The organism is uncultured Chryseobacterium sp. (assembly GCF_913776365.1).
Classification (GTDB): Bacteria; Bacteroidota; Bacteroidia; order Flavobacteriales; family Weeksellaceae; genus Chryseobacterium.
Map to the genome: position 1 here is coordinate 1 of NZ_CAJYMO010000103.1, position 15,612 is coordinate 15,612.

Genomic DNA, 15,612 nt, shown 5'->3' on the forward strand with positions numbered 1-15,612 from the left:
AGCAGGAGGGAGAAATAGATTTTCATGATCGGGTATTGTTTTATGCAAAATTAGGAAATGCTAATGCATTGACTGTTAACTGAATTTCAACTAATGTTAAGGTTTTGTCATCAGGCTCAGGTCTTTAACTTCGCCGGAAGGGGTAACCAGAAGATAACGGCTGGACAGGGCTTCCGGTTTCTTTTCCTGCTCTTTTCCTTTGCGGATGATCTGAAGCCTGATCTCATACATCACCTGGATCACTGGCTCATCAATCACCGGATTCAATACGAAATCAAATTCCTTGTCCGGTACCGGCTGGTAATAAGACGTTACCGGCTTGGCTGCCTGGTTTGCCTCGGCATAAGGCTTCAATAAGGATAGGGAAGAATTGTTGTAAGCTTCGTATGACCGGTACATCTCCACAGGCAAGACCGTTTTGTAACCATCGGTAACATTTTTCTCCGCCATTGCAAAACTTTCACCCGATACCGCTTCCATGTTTTTTACTTTTTCCTGCATCAGAATCCGCGCTTTGTCCATCATCTGTTTCCGTATGTTCTCCATGCCGGTTGAAAAATAGTCGACACGTATGAGGTCATATATTTCACTTTTTGAAAACCGGCTGATAAGATCATTCAGCCGGGACGGATCGCTGAATTTCAGATGAATGTTTTTCTTTAGTTCAAATCCGGCAGGCACTTCATTGTAGGTTTTCCGGCTGAAGGTTTTCTTCTCGGCATTCAGCTGATAAACCGGTACAAAAGAGACCATATCTACATAAACGCTTACGGTCTTATCCATTCTGATCTCTTGCAGGGCCGCATTGATCCGTTGATCTATCAACCGGTTGACTTCCTCTGCGTTTTCCCCGGTCTGCGTAACACTGAACAGGGCAACATACTGGTCTGCCTTTATATTGGCCAGCCCTTTTATGCTGATACTATTTTCATTAGTAACCGGTTCTGGTGTAAGGATGTTGATGCTGTTGTACTGGAAAAGGCTTCTGTAGTTGACATTTCCCGAAGCTTGTGAAAAGTAAAGCTGGAAGCATACTGCTGCCGCAAAAGATAACATGTTTTTCATAGGACTTGAATTAGAGCTGCAAACTTAAACCCTGCAAAAAAATAATTTCTGTAAACTGGGTGAAACTTGGAGTTCACTTGGTGAAGGTAAGCGCCGGGGATCATATATATACTTATCTTTGTCCTATGAAAATGTTCCGGCTTTTTTTAGGTTTTGTTTGTGTGATGTATGGGAATGCTTTCTATGCCCAGAAGGTCCGGGTTGCGGATGAAGTCCAGTTTCAGAGCAGCAAACTGAAAAAGGCATTCGATAAAAACGATGAGACCGCACAGGCCGATTCCTACTATAACATCGGTGAAACCTTCTTTAAAGACGGAAACTTCCGCAAAAGTGAAGAATATTATACAAAGGCTAAAACCATTTATGAAAAATTAAACGACCGGCCCAATATTGAAAAGACAAGCCGCAAACTGGCGCAGTCTCAGGAAAAGCAGAATAAAATTGCACCGGCCATCAGCAATTACAGCAGGGCAGCGGAAACAGGCGTCTCCCAGAGTAAAGCTGTCAATTCAAATGATGCAGCAAGGCTCTCGGCAGCATCTCCGGAGGTGAAGGCCGAAGCCATCCAAAACAATATCCTGATGAATGAAAAACAGAACGACCAGGCAGACCTTGCCGTAAGCTACAGCCAGATGGCAGAAGTAAACTTGCAGCAGAATAATGTGGCCGGAGCGGAAAAAAACCTGAACCGGGCTTATAAAATATCAAAGGCAGAAGCTCCGCAGCAGGCATTGGAGATCAATCAGAAATTAACGGATTTCTATGTGGACAACAAAAAGTTTGATAAAGCCATTGAAGCGAAGAAAATAGTGCTGAAAGAAGATTTCGTAAAGGAAAATTCTGAAAAAGAAGTTGAGCAGATCCGTGAACTGGCAGACATCTACATTAAGAAAAATGATCCGGAAGAAGCCATCGGCCTGCTGAAAAAGTCGTATAGGATTGCTCTTGAAAAAGGTCATACCTTGGAAGCGCAGAAAAGTGTGAAGAAACTCGACAGTCTTTACAATGTTTCCGGAAATACGGATGCTTCGGTAAGACTTTATCGTGATTTTCTTGGGAAACTTCCGCAGCTTGTCGTTAAAGATAAAAGCCTTGTTGATGAAAAAGTGCTGGAAGATACCGAACAGCGCATCAGTCAGCTCGAAAAAGAAAAAGAACTGAAGGACGAGCTGATCCGTAAGAAAAATATTTTCAATTACAGTCTGATCGGGGTATTGGCTGTACTGACCGGACTGGTGATTTTTATCCTGTTAATCCTGAGGAAAGTGAAGGTCCGGAATAAGAAGATCGCCCTTCAGTCGCTCCGCCGGGAAATGAACCCGCATTTTATTTTCAACAGCCTGAATAGTGTCAATCACTTCATCGCTACGAACAATGAACTGGAAGCCAACCAATACCTGACCCGTTTTTCCAGGCTGATGCGCGGGGTGATGGAAAATTCCACCGAAGATTTTATCCCGTTCCAGCAGGAACTTGATCTCCTCCGGAATTACCTCGCCCTGGAAAAGACCCGTTTCGTCGATAAGTTCGATTACGAGATCAAAATCGATGAAAGCCTGAATACCCAGCACCTGAAAATCCCGGGCATGCTGGTTCAGCCTTTCCTGGAAAATGCCGTCTGGCATGGATTGCGGTACCGGGACTCCATGGGTTTTCTGAAGCTGACCTTTGGAAAGGAAGCGCAGTACCTGAACATTACTATCGAAGATAACGGAATCGGGATCGAGGAAAGCAAGAAGCAGAAAACGGAGCATCAGAAAATGAGGGAAGGCCGCGGGATGAAGAATACGCTGGAAAGGATTGCGCTGCTGAATGATCTGTACCGTCAGGAAATCCGGTGCCGTATTATTGATAATAAGGATATACCGGGCGTTTCTGTAGAAATCCGGTTTAAATTAACCGCCATTTAATTTTAGTTGAAGATCAAATGTAATTTTGAAAATTATGAAAATCAAAGCTGTCATCGTAGACGATGAACATATTGCCAGGGAAGTGCTCAGGAATTACCTCACCAAATATTGTCCGCAGGTGGAACTGTCGGGTGAGGCTCAGAATATTAAAGAAGCCGTTCCGCTTATTGCTGAAACAAGGCCGCAACTGGTCTTCCTGGATGTGGAAATGCCTTTCGGGAATGCGTTTGACGTACTGGAAGCCACCCAGGAATATCCTTACGAGACGATTTTTATTACGGCCTTTTCCCAATATTCGCTGCAGGCCCTCAACAGATCGGCAAGCTATTATATCCTGAAGCCTATCGACATCCAGGAACTGATCCTGGCGGTAAATAAAGTAGCGGAAAGCCTTGAGAAAAAAGAAGAACTGAACCGGAACAGGATCCTGCTCGAAAACCTGAAGGTAAAACCCGAAAAGCAGCAGCTGATCCTTCCTACCCTGCAGGGGTTCGACGTGGTAAAAACCGAGGATATCCTCAGGCTCCAGGCTGACGGCAATTTCACCCAGGTCTATCTCACCGATGGTTCAAAGAAGATGGTCTGCCGTTTCCTGAAGCATTTCGATGACCTGCTGGAACATCCTTTCATACGGGTGCACCGTTCCCACGTCATCAATATCAATTTTGTGAAATCCTATCATAAGAGCGGAACCGTAACCCTTTCCGATCAGACCGAAATAGAGGTCTCCGGGAGTTTCAAAGAGCATTTTCTTAAAGTGTTTTCATAAGTCTGTGGAATCTTTACCGTCTCTTTACATGTGATTTCATATTTGAATGAAATATTCCTGTCCGGAGATCACTGGAAAAATCTGCTGAACAGGCCGGCCTGCGGGCGTATATCCAAAAATGAAATTCCACCGGCGGTAAAAAAATGCGATTACAACTGGTGATACCCGAATGCAGCGAAAATTCAACCGGTTACTGTCTTTCTTACTTTTTCAGGCATTATTTTTGAAGGTAAGGTACCATAAAATATTTGTATGATGACGACGCTGAAGAAAATTGCCGTTCCGGTTTCTCTGGGTATTCTGGGGCTGATGCTGCTGAATGCATGTTCCGTCGGGATCCCCAAAGGGGCCACAGCCGTACAGGATTTCAAGGCAGACCGGTACATGGGAAAATGGTATGAAATCGCACGTTTTGACTATAAATTTGAGAAAGATATGGATAACGTGACGGCCAGCTATTCCAAAAATGAAGACGGAACCATAAAAGTGGTCAACAGAGGCTATAATTACGTCAAAAAGGAGTGGAAGGAATCAGCAGGGGAGGCACGTTTTGTAAATAAACCTACGGAGGCCCGCCTGAAAGTTTCCTTTTTCAAACCGTTCTGGGCAGGTTATAATGTAATCGATATCGATGATAACTATCGGTATGCACTGGTCGTGGGAAACAGCCTGAAATACATCTGGATCCTTTCGCGTGAAAAGGAAATCCCTGAAAGCATCAGGCAGCGTTTCCTGGAAAAAGCCAAAAACCTGGGGTATCAGACGGATGAGCTGATCTGGGTAAAGCACGACCGGTAAATGGAACTCCCTTATTAATCCTGTCAGGGTTTTAAGCCTGACGGGATGGCAACCCAACATCAATTAAGGTTGCTGTACTCTTTCCATTCTTCGAAACGGTAGTCGATCATCTGCTTCATGAGGTCATAGTTCTCGAAGGTGTCTTCGATGTGATAGAACGTCTCGTATTCATAATCGTTCTGTTCCGCCTTGGTGTCGAAAAGATTAACGTAATCATCGGCAAAAGAACTGAAGCGGTTCCCGAATTCCGTATCATCTTTATAATAGTCACGGGCAAAGCTGTTGCCGAAATCATTGAGGTCTTCTTCGGAAAACTTACCGTCCAGTACTTCCATGACGAATTCCGCCCCGGTCATTTCCCTTCTTTTTACTTTTTCAATTTCTTCAGCAGTATCTTCTTTCAGTCCACCGGAAATAAAATCTTTCTGAATGCACCAGTTCAGGAACATTCCTGTATGGGTAGCCCCGTTTTTTTCAGGAAGCCCTTCCGGAAAATCGCCTCCGTAATGCCATGAGGCATCGTCATATTTTGACATAATGAGTGTATTGCTTAAATAATCAGGCCCAAAAATATAAAAAACAAATCAATCATCCGGCTTCTTGGATTCCCGGAATGGGAGTTTAAGGCATAATAACGTAAGTTTACAATTTTCAATATCCGTATGCAGCACCGGTTCCGGTTGCTGCATCAGTTATTTAAATCGAAGTCAGCTTTATATTTTCAGTGGAACCAAAGGAATTTTTTCCGAAATTTGATCTATGAAAAATGCCGTTCTCATTACCATTGGTGATGAAATCCTTTCCGGGAATACCGTAGATACCAATTCCAATTTTATTGCTGCCGAACTTAAAAACATCGGAATCAAAGTGGTACAGATCCTTACGATCTCTGATGATATTGAAACCATCCGGCAGACCCTGCAGGTTGCTTTTGAAAAGGGGGACCTGATCATTACTACCGGCGGCCTCGGCCCGACCCGCGATGACAAAACCAAAAAAGCCATCGCCGCATTTTTCAATGACGAGATTGCACTGGATGAGGAAACCTTTCAGCACCTTAAGGCTTATATGGAAAGACGCGGACGACTGGAAATCCTGGAACGGAACCGCGAACAGGCTTTCGTACCCAGACGGTCAAAAATATTCCAAAACCATAACGGAACTGCTCCCTGCATGATGATGGAGCAGGACGGCAAACTCCTGTTCAGCCTGCCGGGTGTACCGTATGAAGTAAAGCCCCTGATCAAAGACCAGATTGTTCCTTACCTGCAGTCGGTTTTCAGCCTTCAGTATATCTGCACGCGGGTAGTTTCTGTGGTGGGAATCCCTGAAAGCATCCTGGCCGACACCATTGAAGAATGGGAACTGGCCCTGCCGGAGCATATGGCGTTGTCTTATCTGCCTGTGGGTACACGGGTCAAGCTGAGGCTTACGGCATCCGGAGAAAGCGGGGCGGTTCTCCAAGAGCAGCTGGAAGAGGAAATCCGGAAGCTGCTTCCTTTGATTGAGGGCCATGTGATTGCAACGCATGAAGACAGGATTGAAAAGATCCTGGGTGAAATCCTCTCTGAAAGAAAACTTACCGTCTCCACTGCAGAAAGCTGTACCGGTGGGGAGCTGGCCAGGATGATCATCTCTGCCTCCGGAAGTTCAGCTTATTTTTCAGGAGGAATTGTACCTTATGCTACAGAGAAGAAAGTAGAGATCCTGAAAGTGCGCAAGGAGACTGTTGAGGAATTCACAGTGGTCAGCGAACAGGTGGCTTCCGAGATGGCGGAAGGCTGCATGCGCCTGTTCAGTACCGATATTGCTTTATCCACCACCGGTGTGGCCGGACCGGGAAAAGGAGCGGACGGCAAAGACGTAGGTACGGTTTTCTACAGCATCAGGACAGGCGAAAATTCAGTTACTTCAAAACTCTATCTTCCGCATCTGGAACGTATGGATTTCATGTATTTTGTTTCCCAGAAAATAATTCAGGATTTGGTGGGAATTCTTATCAATTCTTAAAAATGAACTGTTAATTTTAAGGATTTTTTAATTAAATCCGAAACTTTTTTTCACGAATTTTGAAATTATTTTATAAAAATATAAATCGTGGAAAAATCGAAACAGATCTTTCAGACCGACAGTAAAAAACGCTGGAGGAATGTAAAGTGGGGAAGCCGTATCTTCATCTTTGTGACGGCTATCCTGTTCATTGCATTGGGACTGATGATGAAACTGGACAGAAGTCCGAAAATCCCTTTCAGGGAAGACTACAAAGCCGTGATCACGGCTAACCGACCTTACCTCCAGGAAAATAAAATTTCAAAGGAATACAAGGGTTTCAGAAGTTTTATTTCGGAAAAGACCATGCATACCAACCTTGCTAAAATCAGCAGGGCAAAAGCAGAACGTTTCAGAAACCAGAACCGGAACTGGGGCAAATTTCCCGGCGGTATCCGCTCTGCATTTTATGTGGCCTGGGACCCGCAGTCACTGATGTCCCTGAAAAGGAACATCAGGCACGTCAACCTGGTTTTTCCGGAATGGTTCTTTCTGGATCCCAAAACGGGAGCCCTGAAAACCAATGTGGACAAGGAAGGCTATAAAATCATCAGAAGAACGGGAGTCGCTGCCATGCCGATCCTCAGCAACAACTACCAGCAGGAATTCCGGTCGGAAAGCCTAGCGAAAGTACTGGGAGATCCTGCTCGGAGAACCCAACTCATCCAGCAGCTTACCCGGCAGTGCCTTAAAAATAATTTTAAGGGAATCAATATCGATTTTGAAGATATGAACCTGGATTCGGACGAATACCTGATCCGTTTTATGAGCGAGCTCTCCGCTGCCTTCAAAAAGAACAGGCTGCTGGTGACGATGGATATTATGACCGATAATGATGATTACAACATTCAGAAGCTCGATCCCTTTGTCGATTATTTTGTGCTGATGGCATATGACGAATATGCTGCAGACAGCGACGCCGGACCCGTTTCTTCACAGAAATGGATAGAAGCACAGACGGGAAAGATCCTGAAAAAGACTTCACCCGGCAAAATCATCCTCGGTCTGGGGGCGTATGGTTACGACTGGAGCAGCAATACGGCCGACAATACTTCAGTTACCTACATGCAGGCCATTACCAAGGCCAGCGCAAGCAGGGCAAAGATCAATTTTGACGACAATACATTCAACCTCAATTATTCCTACACCGATTCCGGGAACCATACCCATACGGTTTTTTTTAATGATGCCGCTTCCGTTTTTAATACGATGAGGTTTTCTTCGGAATATCCCCTCGCCGGAACGGCGTTGTGGCGGCTGGGTAGCGAAGACAGCAGGATCTGGAACTTTTATGATAAAGACCTGACCTCAGCAGGGCTTTCGGCATTCAATATCCACAGCCTGGAACAGGTGAAAGGGCAGACCATGGTAGATTACATCGGGGACGGTGAAGTGCTGGATGTACTGAACACGCCTCACGACGGAAAACTGGCGCTGGAAATCGATCCGAAGGAAAAAATCATTACCGATGAAAACTATATTGCTTATCCCAGTTCCTATGAGGTAAAAAAATACGGCGCTGCTCCCCAGAAAGAACTGGTGCTCACCTTCGATGACGGCCCGGATGAAACGTATACGCCTCAGGTGCTGGATGTGCTCTCGAAATACCATGTTCCGGCTGCCTTTTTCCTGGTAGGGCTGAATGCTGAAAAAAACCTTCCGCTGGTCAAAAGGATTTACCGCGAAGGCCATGAGATCGGCAACCATACCTTTACCCATGAGAACGTAGCCAAAGTGAGTCCTGAAAGGGCGCTGCTGGAGATGAAGCTTACCCGCCTGCTGATTGAGTGTGTCACCGGGCACAGCACGATCCTTTTCCGGGCGCCCTATAATGCCGATTCCGAGCCTACCACTTCGGAAGAAATCATTCCGGTAGCCCTGGCAAGAAAACAGAATTACCTGGACATCGGCGAAAATATAGACCCGGAAGACTGGCAGCCCGGTATTAAGGCGGATGAAATCGTAAAACGGGTATTGTCGGGCATCCGGCAGGAACGGGGAAACATCATCCTGCTTCACGATGCCGGCGGGGAAACCCGCGAGGAAACGGTAAAAGCACTGAAGATCCTGATCCCGGAACTGCAGAAACAAGGCTATCATTTCACCAACCTTACTGCCATTCTCCACAAAAACAGGAGCGAGCTGATGCCGGAAGTACCCAAAACCAAAGCCTATTACATCATGCAGCTGAACCTGGTTCTGGCTACCGTGATCTACGGGATCAGCCATTTCCTGGTAGCGCTTTTCATTATCTTTATTACATTGGGGATCATCAGGCTGCTGATCATGATGTACTGGGCATTCAGAGAAAGAAAAAGAGAAAAGGCGCTGGGAGGATTTCCTGTGCTGGACCACTATCCCAAGGTCTCCGTTATCGTGCCGGCTTACAATGAAGAGGTGAATATTGTTTCTTCACTACATAACCTGCTGAAGCAGACCTATCCGGACTTTAACATCATTATGGTGGACGATGGAAGCAAAGATTCAACGTATGAAAAAGCGGTAGCAGCTTTCGGGGATCATCCGAAACTGAAAATATATACCAAGCCGAACGGCGGTAAGGCAACGGCGCTTAATTTCGGGATTTCCCGGACCGATGCAGCCTATGTCGTATGCATTGATGCCGATACAAAGCTTGACAAAGATGCCGTAAAATATCTGATGGCCAGGTTTCTCAATGCAAAGCCCGAAGAGAAGATAGCTGCCGTGGCAGGAAACGTAAAAGTAGGAAACCCGGTGAACTGGCTGACGCGCTGGCAGTCGATAGAATACATTACGAGCCAGAATTTCGACAGGCTGGCCTATGCCCGCATCAATGCCATTACGGTGATTCCGGGAGCAATCGGGGCATTCAGGAAGGCGGTGGTTGAGGAAGTAGGAGGCTATTCTTCGGACACGCTGGCTGAAGACTGTGATTTGACGGTAAAGATCCTGAAACAAGGATATACCGTTGCTAATGAAAACCGTGCCGTTGCCGTTACCGAAGCCCCGGAAAGCGTACCGCAGTTCCTGAAGCAGCGGTTCCGCTGGACTTACGGGATTATGCAGATGTTCTGGAAACAGAAACAGGCTTTCCTGAACCCCGATTACAAAGGGCTGGGGCTATGGGCCATGCCTAACATCCTGCTGTTCCAGTACATCATCCCGTTCTTTTCACCGTTGGCAGATGTCATTATGCTGCTGGGGATCCTGTCCGGAAACGGCGGGAAAATATTCGGGTATTACCTGCTTTTCCTTCTGGTGGACGCTTCGCTGGCACTGCTGGCCTTCATTATGCAAAAGGAAAAACTCACCCATATCCTGTACATCATTCCACAGCGGTTCGGCTACCGCTGGCTGATGTACATTGTGCTGTTCCGGAGCCTGAGAAGGGCCCTGAAAGGCGAAATCCAGTCGTGGGGATTCCTGAAACGGACCGGAAATGTAAAAGAAATTGCCGTAAACTAATATTTATGTAAATTTAGCAGCGATAAAACGTAACAAATTTTTAATAAACGATACTTATCGTATAAATTGTAATTTTAATCCGAATGAAAAAATTAACGCTGTCCCTGTTTTTACTGGCAGGGATCTGTTCACAGACCGTGAATGCGCAGACTGCTGATAAAGGACTGGATACAAGCCTGATGGATAAATCCGTCCGCCCACAGGATGACTTCTACAGCTATGTAAGCGGAAGCTGGATGAAAACAGCCAAAATCCCTTCTGACAAGCCGACTTGGGGAAGTTTCAACAAGCTGGCTGACGATACCGACAACAATTCGATGACCATCCTGAATTCCCTGCTGAAAGACAAATTTGCAGACGGAACCGAAGGAAAGAAAATCCAGGACCTGTATGCCACTTATATGAACATGCAGAAGAGAAATGCGGACGGGATCAAACCGATACAGGCTAATCTGAATAAGATCGATGCTATTAAAAACCTGACCGACCTTCAGAACTATCTGACTTCCGTAACCAGAGAAGGCGACAACGTATTCTACGGCTGGGGCGTGGATGCAGACCTGAAAGATTCTAAAATGAATGCGGTCTACCTGGGAAATGCTTCCCTGGGACTGGGAAGGGATTATTACCAGAAAGTAAACGAAAAAAATACCGAAGCCCTGGCAGAATACACGAAGTATGTGGCTTCCATGCTGAAAGAGCTGGGCTATAAAAACGCGGATGCTGCTGCCAAAGGAATTGTAGATTACGAAAAAAGTATTGCCAAAACATATCTGACCAACGAACAGAGCCGCGACAATACCCTTCAGTATAACCCTGAAACCATGGCCGAGCTTTCCAAGCTGGTAAAAAATGTGAATCTTCCGGGCTACCTGAAAGAGGTAGGCGTAACCACCGACAAAGTGATTATCGGGGAACTGGGATATTATAAGAACCTTGACCAGATCATCAGCACAAAGAACCTTCCTGTGATCAAGGATTACCTTAAATTCCACATGATCAACGGCAGTGCGTCCTACCTGAGCGAAAAGCTGGGAGACATGAGGTTTGCTTTCTACGGAAAATACCTGAGAGGGCAGCAGGAGCAGAGAGCACTGAACAAAAGAGGCTATGAGCTGATTAACGGAAGTCTGGGAGAAGCCTTCGGAAAACTGTATGTGGACAAATATTTCCCGGCTGAAGCCAAAGCCCAGATGGTGGAACTCATCGACTACCTGAAGAAAAGTTTTGCGGTTCACATCAACGGACTGACCTGGATGTCGGCTACCACAAAGGAAAAAGCCATGCAGAAGCTGAACAAGTTTACCGTAAAGGTTGCCTATCCGGATAAGTGGAAAGACTATTCCAAGCTGACCATTACTCCTGAGTCCAAAGGCGGAAACCTGTACGGCAACCTGCAGAATATTACAGAATGGCAATACAATAAAGACCTGGCCAAAATCGGTAAACCGGTAGACAAAACCGAATGGGGAATGACGCCGCAGACCGTGAATGCCTACTACAACCCGGTAAATAACGAAATCGTTTTCCCTGCCGCTATCCTTCAGCCGCCCTTCTTTAATCCTAAGGCGGACGCTGCCGTGAACTTCGGAGGAATCGGTGCGGTAATCGGACACGAAATGAGCCATGGATTCGATGATTCAGGCGCCCAGTTCGATGCAGACGGAAACCTGGTAGACTGGTGGACACCGGAAGACAAAGCCAACTTTGAAAAAGCAACGAAAGCACTGGCTTCCCAATATGACAAATACGAGCCGGTAAAAGGAACTTTCGTTAACGGAACCTTTACCAACGGTGAAAACATTGCAGACCTGGGAGGCGTTAACATCGCTTACGATGCCCTGCAGATGTACCTGAAAGACAAAGGCAACCCGGGACCGATCAGCGGATATACCCAGGATCAGCGTTTCTTCCTGAGCTGGGCAACCGTATGGAGAACCTTATCCAGTGAGAAATACATGATCAACCAAGTGAAGACCGACCCGCATTCTCCGGGCTACTTCAGAAGTTTCGGTCCTCTGATCAATGTAGATGCTTTCTATAAAGCTTTCGACGTGAAAGAAGGCGATAAGCTGTACAAAAAACCGGAAGAGAGAATTAAAATCTGGTAATATTACATCCAAGACCATAAAAAACCGTTCAGCAATGAGCGGTTTTTCTTTTGGGTATTACCGGTTCTGCAGAAAGTTTTATAGTTGATAAGGGATTGAATTGATATTTGAATAGTGTGCTTACACCGGACTCATGTTCGCATTCAACGGTTTGATTAATAACTTTTGATCCTACTGTTAACAAGAGAAGCTTCCCGTCTCCGGCTTGCCTGTTCATACGATTTCTGCTTCGGGTTTACATTTTTATGAAATCCTTGTCCGCGTCATGTATCTTGTGTACCTGAACATAAGGAATCCCGCTGCCTAGCCCCGATAGCAGCGGTTACCCCACAGCGGTGCCGGAAGGTTAGAGCCTGCAGGGGTTTGGCGTTGGCCTGCATCGGAGAGCCCAGGCGCGAGGAGTATGAGCGGATAGCGGGAATCAGCTCCTGATCTGAGTGATGGGCGGTAAGTGATGAGTTGTAAGTTAACATGAATCCGATGCTATTTATCTGTTTTTAATCCTTCATATGAAATGAAAAGCAGGAAGATGATTAGGGATTTAAAGCAGATGACTCTTTAAACCAGGTAATATGATCACCTTCCCGGGAAGGCTTCTGACCGTTATTTTGGCAAAAGCAACTTCCGGCTTTCTTCTTCCGGTTTTTTAGTCCGGTTACCACTCCGATTTCACTTTATAATCAAAGAAATTCTGAGCATGCATAATTAAAGGTGACATGACATCATTTAAAAACGGTGCGTTCCCACGGCTTCGGCAATTATGCCTATCTTTGCAGTACTTTTAGAATAACCAATAAACCGGGATTTTACTTGAAACCGTTACGCTACTACCTTGCTGCCATCATTGCTTTTGCTATTTGGGGGACTTTCAGCCTCGTGTTGAAACCCCTGCATGATTATTCCTCACTCGATATTCTTTTTTACAGGGTCTTCAGCTGTGCCGTCATCATGTCACTGATTTCAGTTGTATTAAGGAGAAAAAAGCTGAAGGAAAATCTGGATCTCTTTACAAGCATGCCCCGGAAAGCCCGGCAGCAGAGTATCGCACTGAATGTGCTGAGCAGCGTGTTGCTGACGGCCAACTGGTTCTCCTTTATTTATGTCATGAACCATATCAGTGTAAGGGCTACCTCCGTGGCTTACCTGGTATGTCCCATCATTACCACCATCCTGGCTTTCTTCATCCTTCGCGAAAGGCTCAATAAGCTGCAATGGCTGTCTGTGGCGCTGAGTGCATTGGGATGTATTTTACTGTCGTACGCTGATCTTATCAATATGCTGTACAGCAGCCTGATCGGGCTTACCTATGCCGGCTACCTGATTGTCCAGAGCATCAACAAGAACTTTGATAAATTTCTGGTGCTTACCGTTCATATCGTCCTGTCTTCCCTTATTTTATTGCCCTTTTTTCCGGCTTATTCCGGTGCGGTTCCTACGGAAATCAGATTTTATGTATTCATTGAAATCATTGCTGTGCTTTATACCATTATCCCTTTGCTTCTAAACCTGTATGCACTGTCGGGTATCGCTTCCTCCAAGGTTGGGATGATTCTGAATATCAATCCCATTATTGCCTTTATCCTCGCCGGAGCCGTTTATCATGAAAAGCTTGAATGGGTACAGATTGTCGCTTATTCCATTATATTTTCAGCCGTGCTCATTTTTAATGCAGAAGAAATTGTTCCATCAAAAATAAAACAAAGCACTTCTGCGACGGATTAGGGCAATTACCTTTCTGGCATTTCTATCCTGCGGCTACTGCTTATATGTCCAGATTCGTTTCTCTCTCTTTTTAATAGTCATACAGTTTTCTGTCATAAACCGGGAATTATGGGATTTCCAGAGTATATTTCGCAATACCTTATTTTATTGTATTCATACCTTTATCCTCTTTTTATCTGATCCTGCTGGGATGCATCAGATCATTTCGATCCTTATCTCATGACATATGAGAAGGGTACCACAAAGTGCCAGATAATAAAAAAGTATATTAGAAATAGACTTTTAAAAGGTCATTTATTGTTATCATGATGACAATATGAGTAAAAACTATATTTAGGAATACCGTGATATATTAGAAAAATCCAAAAGTTTTTACAGTTCAACAGGAGACAGTATCGGCACCTACTTTACAAACCGTCCGTGTGAAGGCACAGCCAGTGTATTAAAATCGTCGGCAAGCTTATTCAGACCAAGTCTCAGTTCCTCACCTTCCATGTATTGCCCGTGTCCTGAAATAACGACAGATGGGGATAAATTTCTCAGCCTGGCTACGGTATCCCCGGCGGCGGCCCAATCTGTAGTCAGGTACCGGGGAGGGCCCTGTACTTCACACTTCTGAATCAGGACTTTATAAAATGAGTCCTGCCTTACCGTTATAAAAGCATCGGCTGAGATCAGGATGCGGTCTTTCTCACGGAAGAAAACCACCTGGCCGGGAGAATGTCCGGGCGCATGGATCCAGTGCCATTCGCTGAGGCCCGGTAATTGGCCGTTCTCCGGATATTCAGATACATGTCCGGAAATATCTATGGGCTTGTGCGGATAGATAAAAGACAGTTTGGCCAGCAGGCCGCCTTCAACAGAAGTGTCGGGCTCAGGATATTCCTGTTTTCCGGTAAGAAAGGGAATTTCCAGCGGATGGGCATATACCGGTACATCCCATTTTTCCAGCATCTTTACTATTCCGCCGACATGGTCAAAATGGCCGTGGCTCAGGAATATGGCTGCCGGTGGTATGTCTTTGCCGAAGCGGTCTTCAGCAACAGCAATAATTTCCTCCCCGCATTCCGGCATTCCGCAGTCTATTAAAAACCAATCTTCACCGGGATTTCCCAGCATAACCACATTGACGATCTGGTTGGTATAATAATACACGTCATCTGTCACCGATGTACCGTTTCCGCTTGAAAACGAAGTCATCGGAATCATCCTGTTGTCATCACTCTGCTTCATAATACTATTTTTATGGTTTATATCATTTTATCTCTAATTGAAGTAGTATGCATTCAGGCTGCTGTATACCAAAAAAGTACTTACAAACTTTAAGATAAGCAGTATATACATCTTTCGGACAAAAACCATACCTGAAACGCGGTTTTTGAACTGTTCTTGCCGTCATATAAGATTGGAAAACAAATATATCATAATGGCAGGCCTTTCTTACTGATAAGAAGTGGTATTTCAAAACTGATAATTCTTTCTGAACAGATCATTTTCAATTAAAATAAAACACGACAAGTTTTGTCGCATGAGCGATCTACATTTGCCCAGGAACATAAAAACAAAGTAACATAAATGTGAAATAACGGATTATCTCTTTCCGGGGTGAAGTAAAAAGAATATCTTCGCGCCGTTAAAACCTAATAATTATAACTCAGATACATAAGGAATGAAAAAATTCTATGCCGGTGCCTTTTTCTTAGGCGCCATCCTCAGTACTTCTGCCCAGGAAGTCCTCTGG

At 45.2% G+C, this 15,612-nt stretch carries 10 protein-coding genes; 7 read left to right on the plus strand and 3 right to left on the minus strand.

Annotated features, from left to right (window positions below; all coding sequences use genetic code 11):
- Nucleotides 1-96: 96 nt before the first annotated feature.
- Nucleotides 97-1,065: an SIMPL domain-containing protein gene (locus QZ735_RS05060; protein WP_294245079.1), complete on the minus strand. Its 969-nt coding sequence runs from the start codon at nucleotides 1,063-1,065 to the stop codon at nucleotides 97-99.
- A gap of 125 nt (nucleotides 1,066-1,190) precedes the next feature.
- Here QZ735_RS05060 and QZ735_RS05065 point away from each other — a divergent pair, with 125 nt between their 5' ends.
- The 3 genes from QZ735_RS05065 to QZ735_RS05075 all read left to right on the plus strand — a co-directional run bounded on the left by QZ735_RS05065 (nucleotide 1,191) and on the right by QZ735_RS05075 (nucleotide 4,542).
- Complete coding sequence (locus tag QZ735_RS05065) at nucleotides 1,191-2,975, plus strand: histidine kinase (RefSeq protein ID WP_294245082.1); 1,785 nt, start codon at nucleotides 1,191-1,193, stop codon at nucleotides 2,973-2,975.
- A 34-nt stretch (nucleotides 2,976-3,009) separates the two neighbouring features.
- The gene (locus QZ735_RS05070; protein WP_294245084.1) at nucleotides 3,010-3,744 is read left to right on the plus strand and encodes a LytTR family DNA-binding domain-containing protein; all 735 of its coding nucleotides are present in this window, start codon (nucleotides 3,010-3,012) and stop codon (nucleotides 3,742-3,744) included.
- 255 nt (nucleotides 3,745-3,999) lie between these two features.
- Nucleotides 4,000-4,542, plus strand: a complete 543-nt coding sequence (locus QZ735_RS05075; protein ID WP_294245102.1) for a lipocalin family protein — start codon at nucleotides 4,000-4,002, stop codon at nucleotides 4,540-4,542.
- A gap of 59 nt (nucleotides 4,543-4,601) precedes the next feature.
- Here the strand turns inward: QZ735_RS05075 and QZ735_RS05080 are convergent, their stop codons facing one another.
- Nucleotides 4,602-5,078, minus strand: a complete 477-nt coding sequence (locus QZ735_RS05080) for a hypothetical protein (RefSeq protein ID WP_294245089.1) — start codon at nucleotides 5,076-5,078, stop codon at nucleotides 4,602-4,604.
- Between the two features lie 223 nt (nucleotides 5,079-5,301).
- On the opposite strand from QZ735_RS05080, the gene QZ735_RS05085 reads away from it, so the two are divergent.
- The 4 genes from QZ735_RS05085 to QZ735_RS05100 all read left to right on the plus strand — a co-directional run bounded on the left by QZ735_RS05085 (nucleotide 5,302) and on the right by QZ735_RS05100 (nucleotide 13,871).
- Entirely contained in the window at nucleotides 5,302-6,552 is a 1,251-nt protein-coding gene (locus tag QZ735_RS05085) for a CinA family nicotinamide mononucleotide deamidase-related protein (protein ID WP_294245091.1), read from the plus strand.
- 87 nt (nucleotides 6,553-6,639) lie between these two features.
- On the plus strand, nucleotides 6,640-10,038 hold the full coding sequence (locus QZ735_RS05090) for a polysaccharide deacetylase family protein (RefSeq protein ID WP_294245093.1): 3,399 nt from the start codon (nucleotides 6,640-6,642) through the stop codon (nucleotides 10,036-10,038).
- A gap of 83 nt (nucleotides 10,039-10,121) precedes the next feature.
- A complete protein-coding gene (locus QZ735_RS05095) occupies nucleotides 10,122-12,149 on the plus strand; it encodes a M13 family metallopeptidase (protein ID WP_294245095.1) in 2,028 nt (675 codons plus the stop codon).
- 810 nt (nucleotides 12,150-12,959) lie between these two features.
- Nucleotides 12,960-13,871, plus strand: coding sequence for an EamA family transporter (locus QZ735_RS05100; RefSeq protein WP_294245097.1), 912 nt, complete (start codon nucleotides 12,960-12,962; stop codon nucleotides 13,869-13,871).
- A 402-nt stretch (nucleotides 13,872-14,273) separates the two neighbouring features.
- Here the strand turns inward: QZ735_RS05100 and QZ735_RS05105 are convergent, their stop codons facing one another.
- Nucleotides 14,274-15,104, minus strand: coding sequence for an MBL fold metallo-hydrolase (locus QZ735_RS05105; RefSeq protein ID WP_294245098.1), 831 nt, complete (start codon nucleotides 15,102-15,104; stop codon nucleotides 14,274-14,276).
- Nucleotides 15,105-15,612: the final 508 nt, after the last annotated feature.

Bases quoted from the DNA above. Each gene is read 5' to 3' on its own strand.
- QZ735_RS05060 (WP_294245079.1), bottom strand. From the start codon at position 1,065: ATGAAAAACATGTTATCTTTTGCGGCAGCAGTATGCTTCCAGCTTTAC.
- QZ735_RS05065 (WP_294245082.1), top strand. From the start codon at position 1,191: ATGAAAATGTTCCGGCTTTTTTTAGGTTTTGTTTGTGTGATGTATGGG.
- QZ735_RS05070 (WP_294245084.1), top strand. From the start codon at position 3,010: ATGAAAATCAAAGCTGTCATCGTAGACGATGAACATATTGCCAGGGAA.
- QZ735_RS05075 (WP_294245102.1), top strand. From the start codon at position 4,000: ATGACGACGCTGAAGAAAATTGCCGTTCCGGTTTCTCTGGGTATTCTG.
- QZ735_RS05080 (WP_294245089.1), bottom strand. From the start codon at position 5,078: ATGTCAAAATATGACGATGCCTCATGGCATTACGGAGGCGATTTTCCG.
- QZ735_RS05085 (WP_294245091.1), top strand. From the start codon at position 5,302: ATGAAAAATGCCGTTCTCATTACCATTGGTGATGAAATCCTTTCCGGG.
- QZ735_RS05095 (WP_294245095.1), top strand. From the start codon at position 10,122: ATGAAAAAATTAACGCTGTCCCTGTTTTTACTGGCAGGGATCTGTTCA.
- QZ735_RS05105 (WP_294245098.1), bottom strand. From the start codon at position 15,104: ATGAAGCAGAGTGATGACAACAGGATGATTCCGATGACTTCGTTTTCA.